The sequence below is a fragment of the Bradyrhizobium sp. USDA 4506 genome (genome assembly GCF_054058795.1).
Genome location: NZ_JBSSBM010000002.1, coordinates 8482330 through 8501778 on the forward strand (window position 1 = coordinate 8482330; position 19449 = coordinate 8501778).

At 60.6% G+C, this 19449-nt stretch carries 19 protein-coding genes; all 19 read left to right on the forward strand.

Going from position 1 to position 19449, the window contains the following annotated elements; translation table 11 throughout:
* Positions 1-59 precede the first annotated feature (59 nt).
* The gene (locus ACVIHF_RS42085) at positions 60-1316 is read left to right on the forward strand and encodes a serine hydrolase domain-containing protein (protein ID WP_456794178.1); all 1257 of its coding nucleotides are present in this window, start codon (positions 60-62) and stop codon (positions 1314-1316) included.
* 341 nt (positions 1317-1657) lie between these two features.
* Positions 1658-2758 carry a hydrogenase small subunit gene (locus tag ACVIHF_RS42090; RefSeq protein WP_456793825.1) on the forward strand — a complete coding sequence of 367 codons (1101 nt, stop codon included), beginning with the start codon at positions 1658-1660 and terminating at the stop codon, positions 2756-2758.
* A 14-nt stretch (positions 2759-2772) separates the two neighbouring features.
* Positions 2773-4563, forward strand: coding sequence for a nickel-dependent hydrogenase large subunit (locus ACVIHF_RS42095; RefSeq protein ID WP_456793826.1), 1791 nt, complete (start codon positions 2773-2775; stop codon positions 4561-4563).
* Positions 4564-4567: 4 nt separating this feature from the next.
* Positions 4568-5287, forward strand: a complete 720-nt coding sequence (gene cybH / locus ACVIHF_RS42100; RefSeq protein ID WP_456793827.1) for a Ni/Fe-hydrogenase, b-type cytochrome subunit — start codon at positions 4568-4570, stop codon at positions 5285-5287.
* Between the two features lie 11 nt (positions 5288-5298).
* Positions 5299-5898 carry a HyaD/HybD family hydrogenase maturation endopeptidase gene (locus ACVIHF_RS42105; protein WP_456794179.1) on the forward strand — a complete coding sequence of 200 codons (600 nt, stop codon included), beginning with the start codon at positions 5299-5301 and terminating at the stop codon, positions 5896-5898.
* A gap of 2 nt (positions 5899-5900) precedes the next feature.
* On the forward strand, positions 5901-6191 hold the full coding sequence (locus tag ACVIHF_RS42110) for a HypC/HybG/HupF family hydrogenase formation chaperone (RefSeq protein ID WP_456793828.1): 291 nt from the start codon (positions 5901-5903) through the stop codon (positions 6189-6191).
* A gap of 189 nt (positions 6192-6380) precedes the next feature.
* The gene (locus ACVIHF_RS42115) at positions 6381-6827 is read left to right on the forward strand and encodes a hypothetical protein (protein WP_456793829.1); all 447 of its coding nucleotides are present in this window, start codon (positions 6381-6383) and stop codon (positions 6825-6827) included.
* Positions 6824-7687, forward strand: a complete 864-nt coding sequence (locus tag ACVIHF_RS42120) for a hydrogenase expression/formation protein (protein WP_456793830.1) — start codon at positions 6824-6826, stop codon at positions 7685-7687. The genes ACVIHF_RS42115 and ACVIHF_RS42120 overlap by 4 nt, the downstream gene beginning before the upstream one ends.
* Positions 7688-7942: 255 nt before the next feature.
* Positions 7943-8407 carry a [NiFe]-hydrogenase assembly chaperone HybE gene (gene hybE, locus ACVIHF_RS42125; RefSeq protein WP_456794180.1) on the forward strand — a complete coding sequence of 155 codons (465 nt, stop codon included), beginning with the start codon at positions 7943-7945 and terminating at the stop codon, positions 8405-8407.
* Complete coding sequence (locus tag ACVIHF_RS42130; protein ID WP_456793832.1) at positions 8404-9495, forward strand: hypothetical protein; 1092 nt, start codon at positions 8404-8406, stop codon at positions 9493-9495. The genes hybE and ACVIHF_RS42130 overlap by 4 nt, the downstream gene beginning before the upstream one ends.
* The gene (gene hypA, locus ACVIHF_RS42135) at positions 9488-9829 is read left to right on the forward strand and encodes a hydrogenase maturation nickel metallochaperone HypA (protein WP_456793833.1); all 342 of its coding nucleotides are present in this window, start codon (positions 9488-9490) and stop codon (positions 9827-9829) included. The genes ACVIHF_RS42130 and hypA overlap by 8 nt, the downstream gene beginning before the upstream one ends.
* Positions 9829-10779, forward strand: a complete 951-nt coding sequence (gene hypB, locus ACVIHF_RS42140) for a hydrogenase nickel incorporation protein HypB (protein ID WP_456793834.1) — start codon at positions 9829-9831, stop codon at positions 10777-10779. The genes hypA and hypB overlap by 1 nt, the downstream gene beginning before the upstream one ends.
* Positions 10780-10783: 4 nt before the next feature.
* Entirely contained in the window at positions 10784-13045 is a 2262-nt protein-coding gene (gene hypF / locus ACVIHF_RS42145; RefSeq protein ID WP_456793835.1) for a carbamoyltransferase HypF, read from the forward strand.
* A gap of 1 nt (position 13046) precedes the next feature.
* A complete protein-coding gene (locus ACVIHF_RS42150; protein ID WP_456793836.1) occupies positions 13047-13277 on the forward strand; it encodes a HypC/HybG/HupF family hydrogenase formation chaperone in 231 nt (76 codons plus the stop codon).
* A 2-nt stretch (positions 13278-13279) separates the two neighbouring features.
* Complete coding sequence (gene hypD, locus ACVIHF_RS42155; RefSeq protein ID WP_456793837.1) at positions 13280-14422, forward strand: hydrogenase formation protein HypD; 1143 nt, start codon at positions 13280-13282, stop codon at positions 14420-14422.
* Positions 14419-15465 carry a hydrogenase expression/formation protein HypE gene (gene hypE, locus ACVIHF_RS42160; RefSeq protein ID WP_456793838.1) on the forward strand — a complete coding sequence of 349 codons (1047 nt, stop codon included), beginning with the start codon at positions 14419-14421 and terminating at the stop codon, positions 15463-15465. Before hypD ends, hypE begins: the two co-directional genes overlap by 4 nt.
* Positions 15466-15673: 208 nt before the next feature.
* Positions 15674-16786 (forward strand): alanine dehydrogenase, encoded by a 1113-nt coding sequence (ald, locus tag ACVIHF_RS42165; RefSeq protein WP_456793839.1) that lies wholly within the window; start codon positions 15674-15676, stop codon positions 16784-16786.
* Between the two features lie 728 nt (positions 16787-17514).
* The gene (locus ACVIHF_RS42170) at positions 17515-17709 is read left to right on the forward strand and encodes a 4Fe-4S binding protein (RefSeq protein ID WP_456793840.1); all 195 of its coding nucleotides are present in this window, start codon (positions 17515-17517) and stop codon (positions 17707-17709) included.
* A gap of 180 nt (positions 17710-17889) precedes the next feature.
* A complete protein-coding gene (sufB, locus tag ACVIHF_RS42175; RefSeq protein WP_456793841.1) occupies positions 17890-19386 on the forward strand; it encodes a Fe-S cluster assembly protein SufB in 1497 nt (498 codons plus the stop codon).
* The last annotated feature ends 63 nt before the right edge of the window (positions 19387-19449 follow it).

The window sequence follows — 19449 nt, forward strand, 5'->3', positions numbered from 1 at the left end:
TCGATCACGACGGCAGCCGTCTCGCAAGTCAGGTCCATCCATCCATTGGCGAGAGCTCAATGAACAAGCTTGTTGTGGCCGCGGCGGCCGCAGGAATCAGTTTCGAGTCAGTACACTCCGCGCCTCTGCCCGAGGCCAGCGCGGATGACGTCGGCGTTTCTCGGCAGCGCCTTGCGAAACTAGACGAGTTCTTCGCTCGCGAGATCGCAAGCGAGCGCGTGCCGGGCGCGGTGGTTGCAATCGCCAGAGACGGCAAGCTGATTCACTACAAGGCGTACGGGCAGCTCGATCCACCAAAAGGAACGTCGATGCGGCTGGATGCGATATTCGCCCTCGCGTCTATGACCAAGCCGATGGTGGCGGTTGCTGGGCTTAGCCTCACGGAACAGGGGCGCCTGCCTTTGCGGGCCAAGCTTACGGATTACTATCCGCAATTCGCCAACATGAAGGTGGCGGTGCCGCAGCCTGACGGTTCATTAGAGTTCGAAGCGCAGAGTTCTCCGATCTACATCCACGATCTTTATCGCCACACATCAGGCCTAACTTATGGCGCGCCGAATTCAGATCAAGTTGCGCGTCTTTATCCGGATTTCGCAGCTCCGCCAATCAAGGGCGATAAGGAAGCTTTCATCGAAGGCATCACCAAGCTGCCGCTAGCGCACCAGCCGGGAACAGAATTCGAATACGGTTTCTCGACTGACGTGCTTGGAGCTGTCGTGGAACAGGTTAGCGGGCAGCGATTGGGCGATTATCTTGCCGACAATTTGTGGAAGCCGATTGGAATGCTGGACGCCACGTTCCATTTGTCGACATCGCAACGCGAACGCCTCGCGCGTCCATTTCCAAACGACCCGCTGACGGGAAAGCCACAAAGCATCGAGCTCCTCGGAAGTCCGACGAGGTTTGACTGCGGGGGAGCCGGCGCATTTGCGACAGTTGGTGACTACGTGCGCTTTGGGCAAATGCTGCTCAACGGCGGGGAGCTCGACGGGCAGCGCGTTCTCGGCCCCAAGACGGTGCATCACATGATCTCCAATCACCTTGGGCCGGAGATCAAGAACAAAGTCGGCAATGTGGAGCCGCACCGTGCCGGCTTTGGGTTCGGGCTCGGAGTAGCTGTACGCATAAGCGACGGTCTATCGGCCGTTCCAGGTAATCCAGGTGAGTTCACCTGGACCGGCGCTTACGGAACTCAATTTTTCTGTGACCCCAAGGAGCGTCTGATCGTGGTGGTTGGAACGGCAGCACCCGGAGAGATCCGCAAGTACTACCGCGAGCAAGTCCAGAATATCGTCTACGCCGCAATAATCCGATAGTTCGCCTGGCGGGGTGCCCGTCAACTGCACCAACTGCTGTTCAGCATTGTCATGCCGCAGGCGTGTCACGGCCACGTCGAAAGCGAGTATGACGTATTCATCGTATAGGGCGAATACCCTGCTGTTTTGTTGGAGTTCTCACATCCACGTTCAAAACCGGACGCTATTGGCGCGGTGGACGGTCACAGGCGCAGCTTGTGCCTCGCTAGCCGGGCTTTCTCATCGGCATTGCGGCCGGCGAGCAGCGGCTTGGTATCGGTCAAGCGCTTCACGCACCCTGGCCTGTTTCTTGCTGCTTAACATCAGTAAGCGGTATAGCCCGGCGAGTACTGGAAGGGATCATGGGCGTGGCAACGGAAACTTTCTACGGCGTGATCAGACGTCAAGGCATCACGCGTCGCAGCTTCCATAAATTCTGCAGTGTGACCGCCGCAAGCTTCGGACTCGGCCCGCTCGCCGCGAGCACTATTGCCAATGCGCTGGAGACCAAGCCGCGTGTGCCCGTCATCTGGCTGCACGGGCTTGAGTGTACCTGCTGCTCGGAAAGCTTTATCCGCTCGGCCCATCCGTTGATCAAAGACGCGTTGCTGTCGATGATTTCGCTCGACTATGACGATACGATCATGGCAGCGGCAGGATACCAGGCCGAAGCCATCCTGGAGGAAACCCGTGCCAAATACAAAGGCAAGTATGTGCTTGCCGTCGAAGGCAATCCGCCGCTGAACGAGGCGGGCATGTTCTGCATCGACGGTGGCAAGCCATTCGTTGAAAAACTCAGGTCGATGGCGGAAGAGTCTATGGCGATCATCGCTTGGGGCACCTGTGCGTCCTGGGGCTGTGTGCAAGCGGCCAAACCCAATCCGACTGGTGCGACGCCGATCGATCAGGTGATCACCAACAAGCCGATTATCAAGGTGCCCGGGTGTCCGCCCATCGCGGAAGTCATGACCGGCCTGGTGACCTTCATCACGACGTTCGGAAAGCTTCCGGAACTCGATCGCCAGGGGCGGCCAAAGATGTTTTATTCCGAGCGCATCCACGACAAGTGCTATCGGCGGTCGCATTTCGACGCCGGCCAATTTGTCGAAGAGTGGGACGACGAGTGCGCACGCAAAGGCTATTGTCTCTACAAAATGGGGTGCAAGGGCCCGACCACCTACAACGCCTGTTCGACCGTTCGCTGGAACGGCGGCGTTTCGTTCCCGATCCAATCCGGCCACGGCTGCCTCAGTTGCTCCGAAGACGGCTTTTGGGACAAAGGTTCGTTTTACGATCGACTCACGACCATCAAGCAATTCGGCATCGAGCAGAACGCCGACCAGATCGGCATGGCCGCTGCCGGTGCGGTTGGCCTGACCGTCGCCGCCCATGCGGCGGTGACGGCCGTGAAACGGTTGACCGACAAGGCGCATCGCGCAGCTCACAAAAGTAAACCGAATTGAGGGAAAGGCCGACGGTGGCCGTCCGGACACCCAATGGGTTCAATCTCGATCGTTCTGGCAAGCGTATTGTCATCGATCCACTGACGCGGATCGAAGGCCATCTGCGCGTCGAGGCCAATCTCGATTCGGACAACGTGATCCGCAACGCCGTCTCTAGCGGGACGATGTGGCGCGGCATCGAAGTCATTCTGCGCGGGCGCGATCCGCGCGACGCCTGGGCGTTCACCGAACGGATTTGCGGTGTCTGCACCGGCACCCATGCGCTCACCTCGGTGCGCGCTGTTGAAAATGCGCTAGGGATCACTATTCCGGAGAATGCCAACTCGATCCGCAACATCATGCAGCTGTGCCTGCTTGTGCATGACCACCTCGTGCATTTCTATCATTTGCACGCGCTGGATTGGGTCGACGTGGTCTCCGCGCTCAAGGCCGATCCCAAGTCGACCTCGGCGCTGGTGCAGTCTGTCTCGCCCTGGCCGCTGTCATCCCCCGGCTATTTCAAGGATTTGCAGATCAGGCTGACTAAATTCTTTGGATCAGGGCAACACGGTCCGTTCAAGAATGGCTATTGGGGTCATCCGGCTTACAAGCTGCCACCGGAAGCGAACCTGATGGCTGTGGCGCATTATCTGGAGGCGCTCGATTTCCAGAAGGAAATCGTCAAGATCCAAGCCATCTATGGGGGTAAGAACCCGCATCCAAACTGGCTGGTCGGCGGCGTGCCTTGCCCAATCAATATGGATGGGACCGGCGCGGTGGGTGCGCTCAACATGGAGCGTCTCAACCTGATCTCCTCGATCATTGACCGTTCGATCGAGTTTGTCGAGCAGGTTTATCTGCCCGATATCGCAGTGATCGGCTCGTTCTATAAGGACTGGCTCCATGGCGGCGGGCTTTCAGGCCAAAGCGTGATGTCCTACGGCGACATTCCCGAACACGCCAACGACTGTTCCGCGAAAAGCCTCAAGTTGCCGCGCGGCGTCATTCTCGGTGGCAATCTGAATGAGATCCTGCCGATTGACCATGGTGATCCCGAGCAAATCCAGGAATACGTCGCGCATTCCTGGTATAAATACCCCAGCGAGTTCTCCGGACTACACCCTTGGGATGGCATCACCGAGCCGAGTTTTCAGCTTGGGGCAAAGGTCAAAGGCAGCAGGACAAATATCCAGGAACTCGACGAAGGCGGCAAGTATTCCTGGATCAAAGCGCCGCGCTGGCGCGGCCACGCTGTCGAGGTCGGGCCGTTGGCGCGATACATCATCGGTTATGCGCAAGGCAAAGCCGAATTCAAGGAGCCGGCCGAGAAATTACTCAAGGGGCTCAATCTTCCCCTGACTGCACTATTTTCGACGCTCGGCCGCACCGCGGCGCGGGCGCTCGAATGCCAGTGGGCGGCGCATCAGATGCGCTATTTCCAAGATAAGCTCGTACTCCACATCAAGGCGGGCAATAGCGCAACTGCCAACGTCAGCAAGTGGAAGCCGGAAAGCTGGCCTAAGGAGGCCAAGGGCTACGGTTTCACTGAGGCGCCACGGGGGGCGCTCGGGCACTGGATCAAGATCAAGGACACCAAGATCGACAACTACCAATGTGTCGTGCCGACGACGTGGAACGGATCTCCTCGCGATTCCAAGGGCAATATTGGCGCTTTCGAAGCCTCCCTGAACGGTACCCCGATGGCCGACCCGCAGCGGCCGCTGGAGATCTTACGCACGATCCATTCCTTTGATCCATGCTTGGCGTGCTCGACCCATGTGATCAGTCCTGCCGGCCAAGAACTGGCCTCAGTCAATGTTCGTTAGGGACATGCTGGATAAATCTCCGCAACGCCTTGCCGCCGTCGATTCGGCACAAACTGACTGCGGCGTCGGCCGTGGCGTCACCTACGTTTATGAAGCGCCGGTGCGGCTGTGGCACTGGGTCAATGCGGCGGCCATTCTGGTGCTCGGTATAACCGGCTATCTCATTGGAACGGGGACCCCTGCGATGCCGGGGGAGGCTAGCGGCAATCTCCTGTTCGGCTATATCCGCTTTGCGCATTTCTCTGCGGGATATGTGCTGAGCGTCGGCTTTCTGCTGCGCATCTACTGGGCCTTGATGGGAAACTCGCATGCCATGCAGATCTTTTGCGTGCCGCTCTGGCGCAGGTGCTTTTGGCGCGAGGTGTACCACGAGATTCGCTGGTACGCCTTCGTTGCAGTCGAGCCGGAGAGGCACGTCGGGCACAATCGGCTGGCTCAGCTCGCGATGTTCTTCATGTTCACGCAGACGATGACGTTCATGGTCGTGACAGGCTTTGCACTTTATGGGCAGGGTGCCGGCAATGATAGCTGGCAGTACGAGCTGTTCGGCTGGGTATTTGCAATCTGGCCGAACAGTCAGGACGCCCATACCTGGCATCATCTCGGCCTATGGGTGATCGTGACCTTTGCGGTGGTCCACATCTACGTGGTGATCCGCGAAGACATCATGTCGCGCCGGAGCATCTCCTCAATAATTTCCGGCGAACGCGAGTTACGCGATTGACCTGGAAGCGGTTGTCGGGTCCGGAGAATAAGAAAAGGATCCTGGTGCTCGGCATCGGGAACATCCTATGGGCGGACGAGGGATTCGGCGTGCGCGTAGTAGAGGAGTTTCACCGCCGCTACGCCATCGAGGACAACGTCACCCTGCTCGATGGCGGAACGCAGGGTCTCTACCTCGTCAGCTTTCTTGAGCAGGCCGATTGCCTGATCGTGTTCGATGCCATCGACTATGGACTTCCGCCGGGGAAGTTGAAGCTCGTGAGAGATGACGAGGTACCAAAATTTAGCGCTGCCAGGAAGGTCAGCCTGCATCAGACCGGCTTTCAGGAGGTCCTGAGTGCGGCCGACCTGCTCGGACGCTGCCCGCGAGAGCTCGCTCTCATCGGCTGTCAGCCGCTGGACCTGGATCATTGGGGCGGTCCGCTGACTGATCCTGTGCGCTTTCAGATTAACCCCGCGATTGAACTGGCTTGCAAACTGCTTGCCCAGTGGGGCTCGCCGGCAAAACTGCGGATCGCGCCGCTGCCTGCTTCAGAATGGCTGTTGGCGAACAATATCGACCGTACAAATTATGAGATAGGGAGCGCAGCCGATCTAGCGGCCTGCGGCTGACCATGTGCCTTGGCGTGCCAATGACGATCGTTGAGACCGACGGCATCACCGCGCTGTGCCAGCATGGCAATGAACAGCGGTATGTTTCGGTGATGCTGCTCTCCGGCGCGTCGGTCGGCGCTAAGGTGCTCGTCCATATCGATACCGCAGTGCGGCTCTTGGACGAGGATGAAGCAAGGCTGATATCGGAAGCACTCGACGGACTTGAGGCCGGCCTCAACGGCCAGGACTGCGATCGCTTCTTTGCGGACTTGATCGGTCATGAGCCGCAATTGCCCGAGCATCTACGCTAGCGGTACCGCTTGCGGACATTGGGCTGCGTGCTCTTGCTCCCAACTGGAGTTTGCAATCGCAGCGCAACATTCACACGAAAATGTCGAGCCGCTGGTTCGAGCGGGGAACGTGATCGGGCGAGACGATGATGGCATGTGGCTTGCTAATACCTCGCCTAGCAGAACCAAAAACTATCACAAAGGTGTCCGATGAAGTTCCATCCGGGGCAGCACGATCTGCCGTGGCCCGGTCTGTCCGATGTGGAGAGAGCGGGCGCCGATGCGCCTCTGGCCGCGGAGGACCCCGGAACGGGGGGCGCGGCGCTGCTGCCGGCGGCCAATCCACCGCATTCGCTCTGGGCCATCCACGTGGCCATCGGGCTTTCTGAATGGATCAAGTCGTTTCGGCGGCGCGTGCGGAGGGCAGTGACCGCGCGGGGCGCCGGTGACGAGCCGGGCGGGCGCCGCAGCCTGCTCGGCTCGCAGACGCCGATCGAGTGCCATCAGCAGGGTACACGGCGACTGATCCTCACGAGCCTGGTCCGTTTGCTCAAGATCGACCCCACCTTGGCACCGACCGCTCGACCACGCGCCGGTGGCGCTCGTATCGCCAAAAGCACCGCCTCTCGGCATGCCCAACGGAAGGCCGCATCATGAAAGCAGCGGCCCGCGTCGGATCCGACGGCGCCGAGCAGGCGGTGAGCGAGTTTCCCTTGGGGTTGAAAAGTCTCGACGTAATCCATGGCGGACTGACGACTGTGGTGGCGCCGGTCAAGTGCGCTTGGCACGACGGCGACGAGCTTGCAAGGGACCGTGCGAATGCCGTCGCGCTGTTATCGAAGGCCGCTGCTGCCGCCGGCGGCCAAAGAGGCGGCGCGCGGACGCAACTGTACGGGCTGGCGAACCTCAGTGATCTCGAACGCACGCTGATTGCCGAAATGCTTGGGGAAGGCGAGGTTGCTGGCGTTGTCGCGCTGCCGGATGGCTCCCTGGCGCAAATTTGGGAATCCGTGCTTGCGGGAATCTGGCGCGTGCGCATCGGGACCGAGCCCGCACATGAATATGTCGAGGTCGGGGCGATTCCGCAGATTGTGCGGCGTGCCGCAACCGACCTGACTTCCACTGATCTTGTGATCGCCGCTCCGCCGGACGGCGCGATGAACGTGCTGCCGGTGCTCGCCGAAATACGCGAGCGGGCCCGTGCCTGGCGGTCTGGCATGCGCGCGCATGTCATCAACCTCACGCTGCTCCCGATGAACGCTGTCGATCTGGCCTTTCTGCACGAAAGCGTGGGCAACGGTCCGACCCAGCTAGTCTTCCGCGGCTACGGCACATGCCGGGTGCAGGCGACCGGGATCCGGAACGTCTGGTCGGTGCAGTTCTTCAATTCTACGGACAACATCATCCTGGATACGCTGGAGGTCGGCGGCGTGCCGATTGTTGCGTTGGCCGCGGACGAGGATTTCGAGGATTCCGCCGAACGCCTGCGGGAAATGATCGAGGTTTACGCCACATGAATAGCTTGGAGAATAGGTGGCATCGGACGGATTCCGGCAGACGGCGCGCCTGCAATTGGCGTTGGCTGGATCATGCGCAACGGACCGAAGAGCGATGGCGGCGCAGACTGCTGCGCGAGCGCGTGGCGCCAAGAATGAAAAGTTTTTTCAGATTTCGCACCTTCAGGTTCGGCTTCGCGTCCGTTGAAAATGGTGCTTGAGCGCGAACGGGACGATCGTAGGAGCAAGCACGCCGATGTGTCGACGTCTGAGAAGATGCTCGCAGCAGCCTATTGGGGTATCGCCGGTCGAACCATGCGCACGCGACCGACCTTGAACGATCCGTGTACAGGGTCGAAGCGATCGGGTTTCGCACACGCGCAGGGCAGAGCCGTTAGCATGAAGGGCGCGACTTGGGCCATGAACGTGGTTATCTTCCTGCGTAACGGTACCTGCCAACGGCATGCTGGGCAGAGATCGAACCTGCGCTTGCGAGTTCGATCCGGCGACATTGAACTTGTTGTCAGCGAAATCGCGTCGTTGAGCTCGATTGCCCGTTGCTCCCTGCTCTCGGCGACCTCGGCACACAAAGACAAGGGGGACGTCCGTGCCGAAGCAGTGGTCGGTGCCATGATACGGCCGGAGATGCGCCGAGCTCAATATCATATCCATGCACCACATCTCTGTTTGATCGACCGCCGGCATTTCTTGCGCGAGATGATGGCGGAGCGGTGCGCATGACTCTCCTCGCCCGCAACAAAATCGATGTCACCATATTGCTTGCTGCCGACGTCATCGCCGCGGTCGAGATCCTGCCGCGAGCCAGGCCGCCGTTGGCGCGGCTGTTCACCGGCAGGCCGGTCTCGTCGTTGTTCGAGGCGCTGCCGCGGCTCTTCACGTTATGCGCCGCTGCGCAGCAAGCCGCATTGCAGTCCGCGACCGAGGCGGCGCGCGACGAAGAGATCGTTCTGGCGACAAAACAGCGTCGTATGATGCTGGTCGTTGCCGAGCGCATTGCAGAATTGCTGCGGGGCCTCTTTGTCGGACATCCTACGCCGAGCAGCACTGCGTCGGCGATCCGGTCCCTCATACAGGGATTGTCAGCGCTTGTCGGCAGCGCACGGCCAGCTCGAGGTTCAGCTCGACGCGAGGCTACCGCACAGATCGTGGCTGCGCTCGCTGCACTCGGCATGCCGGATGAAGATGGCGCGCCGAGGCCCGGTAGCCCGTTCGCGCTTTGCATTGCAGCGCTTGACGAGGTCGACTTGAAGTCCATCCCGATCGCGCACTCGTTCCTGTCCGTTGCCGACGACCGCAACATCATTGAACGGCTGCTCGGCGATGACCCGACGTTTTGCCATTGTCCTTACCTTGGGGGGCATGCGCCCGAGACGGGTCCATGGGCGCGCCAAATGACGCGTGATCGGCTCTGGCTGGGTCGGTCGGGTGCCGTCGAGCGGCTGAAGGCCAGAATTGCAGAAATCGTTCGGCTATGCGACTGGCTCAAGGCCGGTGCTCATATCGAGTCGGCGGAGCCTGGGATCATCGAAAGCTACAGGCTAGGTCCTGGCCGTGCAGCGGCCGCGGTCGAATGCGCCAGGGGGCGGCTCTATCACGCGGTTGAGCTCGATCCTCAGGGGCAGATATACCGCTTCGAATTTCTTGCGCCGACGGAATGGAATTTCCATTGGCGCGGTCCGCTTGTCCGGAACCTGCAGGGCGCGGTGCTGACGGCGAGACGACATCAGCAAGCGGTTCGTGCGGTGATTACATCGCTTGATCCCTGCGTCGGATTCACACTCAAGTTTCGCGAAGTTGACGATGCATGAAATGGCGCTTTGTCAAAGCATCATCGAAATCATCGAGGACGAGGCGCGCCGTCGATCGCTTTCGCAGCTGCGGAGCGTCTGTCTGGAGATCGGGGCGCTGAGCCATGTCGCGCCTGAAGCGATCAAGTTTTGCTTTGCAGTCGTTGCAGCGCGGACCATTGCCGAGAGTGCGGCTCTTAAAATTGTCGAACTTCCCGGCGGGGCCTGGTGCATGAGCTGTTCGAAGAGCGTCGAAATTCCCCGGCGCGGTGAGCGCTGCCCTTGCTGCGGCAGCTACCAGTTGCAGGTAACCGCGGGCGAACAGATGCGGGTAAAGGAGCTGGAGTTCGATTGATGTGTACCATATGCGGCTGCAGCGAAGGAATGCCTTCAGCGGAAGTTATCCAAGCGCATGATGCGCGAGACCAAGGACGTCACCATGCTCATGGGCAGGACGATTGCGATCGCCATCATGCCCATCGTCATCGTGACCAGGGCCAGCCGCATTCGCGCGATGCTCGCCGCCGCCATGATCACGATCATCATCCTGGCCATCACCAGGCGCATCGGGAGCGGGCGCCTTCGAGCTGCGGCGCCGGATCGGCCACGTTGAAGCTCGCGCCCATGAACAGCGAGCGGCTCGTTCAGGTCGAGCGCGACATCCTTGGCAAGAACAACAGGATCGCCGCAGACAACCGCGCGCGTTTCGTGGCCGATAACGTGCTGGTTTTTAACCTTGTGTCCAGCCCGGGTGCGGGCAAGACCTCGCTGCTGGTCCGCGCCGTGTCAGAGCTCAAGCGCATTCGCCCGATCGGGGTTATCGAAGGCGACCAGCAGACCTCGAATGATGCCGAACGCATTCGCTCGGCCGGCGTGCCGGCTATTCAAGTCAATACCGGCAAGGGTTGCCATCTCGATGCAGCAATGATTGGCGAGGCTTATCGCCGCTTGCCGCTGCTGACGCGCGGTATTCTCTTTATCGAGAACGTCGGTAATCTGGTTTGTCCGGCAGCCTTCGATCTCGGCGAGGCTTGCAAGATCGTGGTGTTGTCGACCACCGAAGGCGAAGACAAGCCGCTTAAATATCCGGATATGTTTGCTGCTTCTTCGCTCATGCTGATCAACAAGATTGATCTGACCTCGCTGCTAGCGTTCGATTTGCCAAAGACGGTCGAACACGCAAGACGAGTCAATCCAAAGGTCGAAGTGCTGACGGTCTCGGCGCGCACCGGCGAGGGTTTTGGCGCCCTGTACGCCTGGATCAATCGGCAGGGGCGCATCAAGGATGCGCCGGAGAGGACATAGGGCGATGAGCGCCGCGGCTATCGCCTGCGACCCGACACGGCTGCGCGTGCGCGTGAGCGGGGCTGTGCAAGGGGTCGGCTTTCGCCCCTACGTGTATGGCCTTGCCAAGCAGTACGGATTGGTGGGGTTTGTCGTCAATGACCCGGAGGGCGTCACAATCGAAGTCGAGGGCAACTGGGCTGCGGAGTTTGTTGCCGCTTTGCCGCTGGAGGCGCCTCCACTGGCACGCATCGACGAGATCTGCGTTCACCAGACCGCGGCGCTCGGGACGAAAGACTTTTCGGTCACCACGAGCCAAGCTGGCAGATTGTCGACGCGGATCGTCGCCGATGCCGCGACCTGCGAGCAATGCCTCAGTGAGCTGTTCGATCCCGAAAATCGTCATTACCTTTATCCCTTCATCAGCTGCTCCCATTGCGGTCCACGCTATACCATCGCCGAACGGCTTCCATACGATCGCCGCAACACGGTCATGAACGCCTTCAGCCTGTGTGCCGCCTGCGCGGCCGACTATGCCGATCCGGCGAGCCGCAGGTTCCATGCGGAAGCGATCGCGTGTCCGACCTGCGGCCCTCGGCTCAGCCATGGGATCAATGCCATTGTCGCGGCAATCGCCGGCGGCCAAATCGTCGCGATAAAGGGGCTGGGCGGGTATCAGTTGCTTTGCGACGCGCGTAACCAGCGCGCCGTCCAGCGTTTGCGCAGCAGAAAGCAGCGCCCTCAGAAGCCGTTCGCGGTCATGGTCGGTTCCATCGCGCAGGTCAACGAGATCGCGGAAGCGAATGGGCCGGAGCTTGCGCTGCTCGAATCCTCAGCACGTCCCATCATCCTTCTACCTACGCGCAATGATCTGGCGCCTGCCATAGCTCCTGGTTTGTCGCGCGTGGGTGTCATGCTGCCGCTAGCCCCGCTGCATCACCTGATCTTCCATGAGCTTCGCTCCACAGCAGCATGGCTTGCGGGACCCGGCCCGGTTATCGTTGCCACCAGTGCCAATCCTTGCGGCGAACCGCTTCTGATCGACAACGCGCAGGCGCGGCGGCGGCTTGAGGGGATCGCCGATCTTATCGTGACCCATGATCGCGAGATCCTGACGCGTGCCGATGATTCCGTGATGTCAGTGGTGGCAGGCCGGCCTCAATTCATTCGCCGTGCGCGCGGTTATGTTCCCGAACCGACCCGTCTTGCGCGGTCGGTGCCGCCCGTGCTTGCCGTCGGCGGCGCGCTGAAATCGACCGTCACCATTACGCGGGGCAACGAAGCGTTCGTCTCCCAGCATATTGGGGATATCGACACGGCCGAAGGCCTCCGTGCGTTCGAGGAGACGATCCGGCATCTCACATCGACCCTTGACGTGGAGCCCGTCGTCATTGCCCACGATCTGCATCCCAATATGGCGTCGACCCGGTTTGCGGAAGCGAGCGGTCGCACGCTGATCGCTGTCCAGCATCACCACGCACACGCCGCCGCCGCCATCGCTGAGCATGGCCATGCGGGACCTGCGCTTGCCCTGGTGCTCGACGGCCATGGCTTCGGCTGCGACGGCGGAAACTGGGGTGGCGAGCTATTGTTGTGCGAAGAATCGAGGTTTCGACGCATCGGGCATCTCGCGCCCCTGCAGATGCCTGGCGGCGATCGTGCAGCCCGCGAGCCGTGGCGCATGGCGAGCGCAGTATTACACCGGCTCGGGCGGGGAAACGAAATCGGGCCTCGCTTTGCAGCGCAGCGACAGGCTGAGCGCGTGCCGGCATTGCTCGATCAGCCGGGCGGGGCCACCACGACCAGCGCGGGCCGCTTGTTCGATGCCGCGGCGGCGCTGCTGGGGGTCGCGAGTTTGCAGAGCTATGAGGGCGAAGCTGCGATGAAGCTCGAGGCGTTGGTGCGGCGGACTGCTATTCTCGAAACGGGCTGGAGCATCGAGCGCGACGTGCTGTCGCTTCGTCCGCTATTTTCGCGGTTGATTGCAGACGACCTCGACGCCGCGGACGGAGCCGGCCTGTTTCATGGCACCTTTGCCGCCGCCTGCATTGACTGGGTCACGCACGTTGCGCGGAGAACCGGTGTCAGTACCATCGTACTAAGCGGCGGCTGCTTCCTGAACGCGGTGCTGGCGGAAGAAATTGAGCGCGGTTGCCGCAGCGCCGGCCTCACCCTGCTGGTGCCACGCCGGCTGCCGCCCAACGATGGTGGTCTTAGCCTTGGGCAGGCCTGGATTGCTGCTCTACAGATTGCCGAACAGTCGTCAACCTTGGAAGGAGCAGTCTGATATGTGTCTTTCGGTCCCGGCAAAAGTCACAAAAATCTTACCCGACGATATGGCGATCGTGTCCGTTGATGGGGTCAGCCTGGAGATATCGATCGCTCTCATTGAGGAGATCGATGTCGGCGACACCGTTCTTGTCCATGTCGGCTATGCGCTGTCCAAGATCAACCCGACAGAAGCCAAGCGCACGTTGGAGCTGCTGCATGGGCTGGGCAGTGCAGGGCAGGAACGCTGATCATGAAATATGCCGACGAATTTCGTGACAAGACCATCGCGCAGGGGCTCGCGCGCGCGATCGGCGCTGAAGCCGGTCCGCGACGGACTTACCGCTTCATGGAATTCTGTGGCGGACATACTCATGCGATTTCCCGGTACGGGCTGGAGGATTTGCTGCCCGCGAACGTGCGCATGATCCACGGGCCCGGTTGTCCCGTCTGCGTTCTGCCCGCCAGCCGGATTGACATGGCGATCCGGCTCGTTGAGCGGCCGGAGGTCACTCTGTGCATCTATGGCGACCTGATGCGCGTACCTGGCTCGCAGGGGCAGTCCTTGCTGCGAGCCAAGGCCCTCGGCGCAGACATTCGGATGGTCTATTCGACGCTCGACACTATCCGGCTCGCCGAACAGCTGCCAAGCCGGGAGGTGGTGTTCTTTGCCATCGGATTTGAGACCACGACGCCGCCGACTGCGGTGATGGTCCGGATTGCGGATAAGAAGCGGTTGAAGGGCCTCAGCGTGTTCTGCAACCACGTGCTTACGCCTTCTGCGATGCACAGCATTCTCGAGAATCCGAACATGCGCAAGGTCGGTGGGGTCGCAATCGACGGCTTCGTTGGTCCTGCACATGTCAGCACCATCATCGGTACGCAGCCTTACGAGCCCCTGGCGGAACAATTCGGTAAGCCGGTCGTCATCGCGGGATTTGAACCGCTCGACGTGATGCAGGCGATCCTGATGCTGGTGCGGCAGGTGAACGAAGGCCGCTACGAGGTGGAAAACCAATACAGCCGTGCGGTTACGCGCCAAGGCAATCGACGCGCCAAGGACGAGATCTCGCAGGTATTCGAACTGCGTGAGCAGTTCGAATGGCGTGGGCTTGGGTTCGTCCCCAACAGTGGACTGAAGCTGAAGCGCGCTTACGCGGGATTCGACGCCGAGGCGCGTTTTGCGATGCACGAGCTGCGTGTCGCCGACAATCCGGCATGCGAGTGCTGCGCGATCCTGCGCGGCGCCAAGCGGCCGGTCGACTGCAAGCTGTTTGGAACCATCTGCACGCCGGAAACACCCATAGGGTCCTGCATGGTTTCCTCGGAAGGCGCTTGTGCCGCGTATTGGACCTATGGCCGAGTTCGCGATGTTCAAGTGAGGCGGATGTCATGAGCGCAAAGGCTTATCAGCGCAAGCTCGACGTCGAGAACGGACGCGTTGATCTTTCCCACGGATCCGGGGGCCGTGCCATGGCACAACTGATCTCCGGCGTTTTTCACCAGGCCTTCGGTAATGAATGGCTCGCCCGCTGCAATGATCAGTCGGCGTTTGACGTTGCGGCAGGCAGGATGGTGATGACGACGGACGGCTATGTGGTCTCGCCGTTGTTCTTTCCCGGCGGCAATATCGGGTCACTGGCTGTCCACGGCACGATCAATGATGTCGTGATGGCCGGCGCGCGTCCGCTCTATCTATCGGCTAGCTTCATCATCGAGGAGGGGTTCCGGTTTTCGGATCTAACGACGATTGCGCAGTCGATGGGCGCGGCGGCGCGCGGTGCCGGCGTTTACATCATCACTGGAGACACCAAGGTCGTTGAGCGCGGCAAGGCCGATGGTCTGTTCATCTCTACGACTGGGATCGGGGTTCTGGCCGATGGGCTCGATCTTTCCGCGGACAAAGCAAGGATCGGGGACCGTGTGCTGGTGTCGGGCAGCCTTGGCGATCATGGAGTGGCGATCATGTCAACGCGCCAGCACGCTGCTCTTCGAATTGAGATCGTCTCGGATTCCGCATCGCTGCATAACCTGGTGGCTGTCATGATGGCGGCTGGCGGCAGCGGCATCCGGGTGATGCGTGACCCTACGCGCGGCGGTCTTGCAGCGGCACTCAATGAGATTGCGCATCAATCGGGCCTTGGGTTCCGTCTGCAGGAAACGGCCATTCCCGTAAAGCCTGCGGTTGCGGCGACCTGCGAGCTCCTTGGGCTTGATCCGATCCATGTCGCCAATGAGGGCAAGCTCGTTGCGATCGTCGCGCCTGATACGGCTGATGCCGTGCTTGCAGCCATGAAAACGCATCCGCTCGGGTGCGATGCAGCCGATATTGGCGAGGCGGTTGCTGACGATCACAAATTTGTCCAGATGGCGACCAGCTTCGGCGGCGGACGAATTGTCGATTGGCTGTCGGGTGAACAATTGCCTCGGATCTGTTGAAGGCGCCGCGCCCACCTGCGCCGAGCATGAGCGAAACAATGGTTAAGTTAAGCGAACATAGTCACTCAATCCGCTCGGCATCTGTTTGTTTGAAATCCTGCGTAGCTGGCCAAAGATCGCTGAATTCCTGCGCCATTTAGGCGCCTGCGTCGCAATATCGCTGTGCTCTTGCGATTAAAAAAAAGCCCTCTAGGCAGGGAGTTTTCAAATGAAGGTCGGAGTCCCCAAGGAAATCAAGGCGCACGAATATCGCGTGGGCCTTACCCCTGGAGCCGTCCGCGAATACGTGGCAGCGGGCCACCGCGTCGTGATCGAGACCAATGCCGGCGCCGGCATTGGTGCAACCAATGACGATTATCGCGCCGCCGGCGCAACGATTCTGGATTCCGCAGCCGAGGTATTCGCATCGAGCGAGATGATCGTAAAGGTTAAGGAGCCTCAGCCATCCGAATGGAGCCAGCTGCGGGAGAGCCAGATCCTCTTCACTTACCTGCATCTGGCGCCAGATCCGGAGCAGGCCAAAGGGCTCCTAAAATCCGGGTGCACCGCGATCGCCTATGAGACCGTAACTGATGCCCATGGTGGTCTTCCACTGTTGGCGCCGATGAGCGAGGTCGCAGGTAGGCTTGCGATCGAAGCGGCGGGTAGCGCGCTGAAGCGGAGTGCGGGCGGACGAGGGCTGTTGATCGGTGGAGTGCCCGGTGTTCAGCCGGCTCGGATCGTGGTGATCGGAGGTGGCGTCGTTGGCACGCACGCGGTACGCATGGCGGCCGGTTTGGGCGCTGAGGTCACCGTCATCGACCGTTCGATACCCCGGCTCCGCGAGTTGGACGAGCTATTCGAAGGGCGCGTTCGTACCAGGTTTTCCACCATTGAATCCGTGGAGGAGGAGGTATTTGCGGCAGATGTGGTAATTGGTGCGGTGCTCGTTCCAGGAGCGAGCGCGCCGAAGCTGGTGCGCCGGAGCATGCTGAGCTCAATGCGCAAGAGGGCGGTCATCGTGGACGTCGCCATCGATCAGGGCGGCTGCTTTGAGACATCGCATCCAACCACTCACGCTGATCCAACTTACGAAGTGGATGGTATCATTCATTACTGCGTGGCCAATATGCCCGGCGCTGTTCCGCTGACTTCGAGCCAGGCACTGAATAATGCCACGCTGCCGTTTGGTTTAGCTCTGGCCAACAAGGGTTTTTCCGCCGTGCTCGAGAATCCGCACCTGCGCGCGGGCCTTAATGTCCATCGGGGCCGGCTAACTTACAAGGCCGTCGCCGAGAGCCTCGGACTTCCCTTCTCTCCGATCGAACAGGCTGCCGCCTGATCCCAGACCACACGAGCGTTTCTCCCAGACTTGGGCCACCCTTCGGGGTGGCTTTTTTTTCGGCTCTCTCAATCCGCTCAGCACGCTGGGATTTCCTTGGAACGCGGAGCGGAGGATCTTAGACGACCGCGCTTGGCTTGCAGTCGTGGCCGTATGCGAGACAAACTACTTTCGTCCCATACAGGTATAGAATGCAGGCCTGACGGTAATCCGCGGAGAGTGAATATTGCCTGCAGCGGCTCGCTCAGAGGGCCTGCGATCATCGAAGTGACTTTATCTGCATCTGCGTGATCGCCGCGACGTTTCCGGCTGTGCTGCGGAGACGCGGACCGGCGACGACTGCACCAGCCTTCATCGTCGCGCTGTAGCTCAATCCACCCCTGTTCGCTGAGCAGAACCGATGTGTTGGGTCGGGACGAGCCTGACGCAGCAGCAGAGCACTCGGAAGAGGCGGTGCCCGAGCCCGCGCCAGCGCGGCCATGGGAAGAATCGTGCCTTGAGCCGGCGAGCGCAGTTCACCTCGTCGGCTGAGCGTCGCCGGATCGACCCGAGCTCAAACAACGGCGTCCAGATCAAGCCGCCGTGATGCCGATTGTCGCATTTGCGACAACCGTTGAGGCGGCGAGATGCGCTTTGGAAAATAGCCGAGACAAATCAAGCCTTAGATCTCTGGCATGAGACTTGAAAGCAAGAAGCGGTCCCGCACTTTTGCTTATGGAATCGCAGTGATGGCCTACAAGATAATCGCATCCCAGTGCACCGTCTGCGGCGCGTGTGAGTTCGAATGTCCCAACGCCGCGATCAGCCTGAAGAACGACATATATGTGATCAATCCGGTCCAGTGCACCCAATGTGAGGGGCATTTTGACGCGCCGCAATGCGCTGTCGTTTGCCCGGTGCCCGATACCTGCGTGCCGACATAAAGGGGTGGCCGATGAGTGGGCCCCGGCGCAGAACATGATGAAGACTCGAGCGACGGCAACGGCTGCCTGGATCGATCACCTGATTCTCTTACTCGCTGGTCCCGTAACGTGCGCGATCAGCGGAGGGGCGCGGGGCAATTATCGTCGGCTGGAGTCGTCCACGCGCGAGCGGAGTAAGCAATGGTAGCCGTGCCAGAGACGGTCGAGCGCGTCCGGCGCATCGACGTCGACCAGTATCGATATGGGTTTGAGACGTTGATCGAGTCCGACAAGGCCCCGAAGGGGCTGTCGGAAGACACCGTCCGCTTCATCTCCGCAAAGAAGAATGAACCGGCCTGGATGCTGGAATGGCGCCTGGAGGCGTATCGCCGCTGGCTGACCATGACCGAGCCGACCTGGGCGCGCGTCGACTATCCGAAGATCGACTACCAGGACATCTACTACTACGCGGCGCCGAAGCCGAAGAAGACGCTGTCCTCGATCGACGAGATCGATCCGGAAATCCTCAAGACCTACGAGAAGCTCGGTATCCCCTTGCGCGAGGTCGCGATCCTCGAGGGCGTCGAGCCGCCGCCCGGTGGCGAGCAGACGCCGAACCGCAAGATCGCGGTCGACGCCGTGTTCGATTCGGTTTCTGTTGCGACCACCTTCCAGAAGGAGCTGAAGGCGGCCGGCGTGATCTTCATGCCGATCTCGGAGGCGATCCGCGAGCATCCCGAGCTGGTGCAGAAATATCTCGGCACCGTGGTGCCGACCTCGGACAACTATTTCGCGACGCTGAATTCGGCTGTTTTCTCCGACGGCTCGTTCGTCTACGTGCCGCCGGGCGTGCGCTGCCCGATGGAGCTGTCGACCTATTTCCGCATCAACGAGCGCAACACCGGCCAGTTCGAGCGCACGCTGATCATCGCCGACAAGGGCTCCTACGTCTCCTATCTCGAAGGCTGCACCGCGCCGCAGCGCGACGAGAACCAGCTGCATGCCGCCGTGGTCGAGCTCGTCGCGCTCGACGATGCCGAGATCAAATATTCGACGGTGCAGAACTGGTACCCCGGCAATTCGGAAGGCAAGGGCGGCATCTACAATTTCGTCACCAAGCGTGGCGACTGCCGCGGCAAGAACTCGAAGATCTCCTGGACCCAGGTCGAGACTGGTTCGGCGATCACCTGGAAATATCCGAGCTGCATCCTGCGCGGCGACAATTCGAGCGGCGAATTCTACTCGATCGCGATCTCGAACGGTTTCCAGCAGGTCGATAGCGGCACCAAGATGATCCACCTTGGCAAGAACACGTCGAGCCGGATTATTTCGAAGGGCATCGCCGCCGGCAAGTCGCAGAACACCTATCGCGGCCTGGTCAGCGCGCATCGCAAGGCAACCGGCGCGCGCAACTATACCGCCTGCGACTCGCTCCTGATCGGCGACAAATGCGGCGCGCACACCGTGCCCTATGTCGAGGCCAAGAATGCCTCGGCGACGTTCGAGCATGAAGCGACGACCTCGAAGATTTCCGAGGACGTGCTGTTCTATTGTGCGCAGAGAGGTTTGAGCGAGCAACGGGCCATTGGCCTCGTCGTCAATGGTTTCGCGAAAGACGTTCTGCAAAAATTGCCGATGGAATTCGCGGTGGAAGCGCAGAAGTTGATCTCGATCTCGCTCGAGGGATCCGTCGGATAACCAAACGTTCCGCGAGCCCTCCCGATTGCGGCTTGCGTTCCGGATGACGCATTTCAGAGGTCA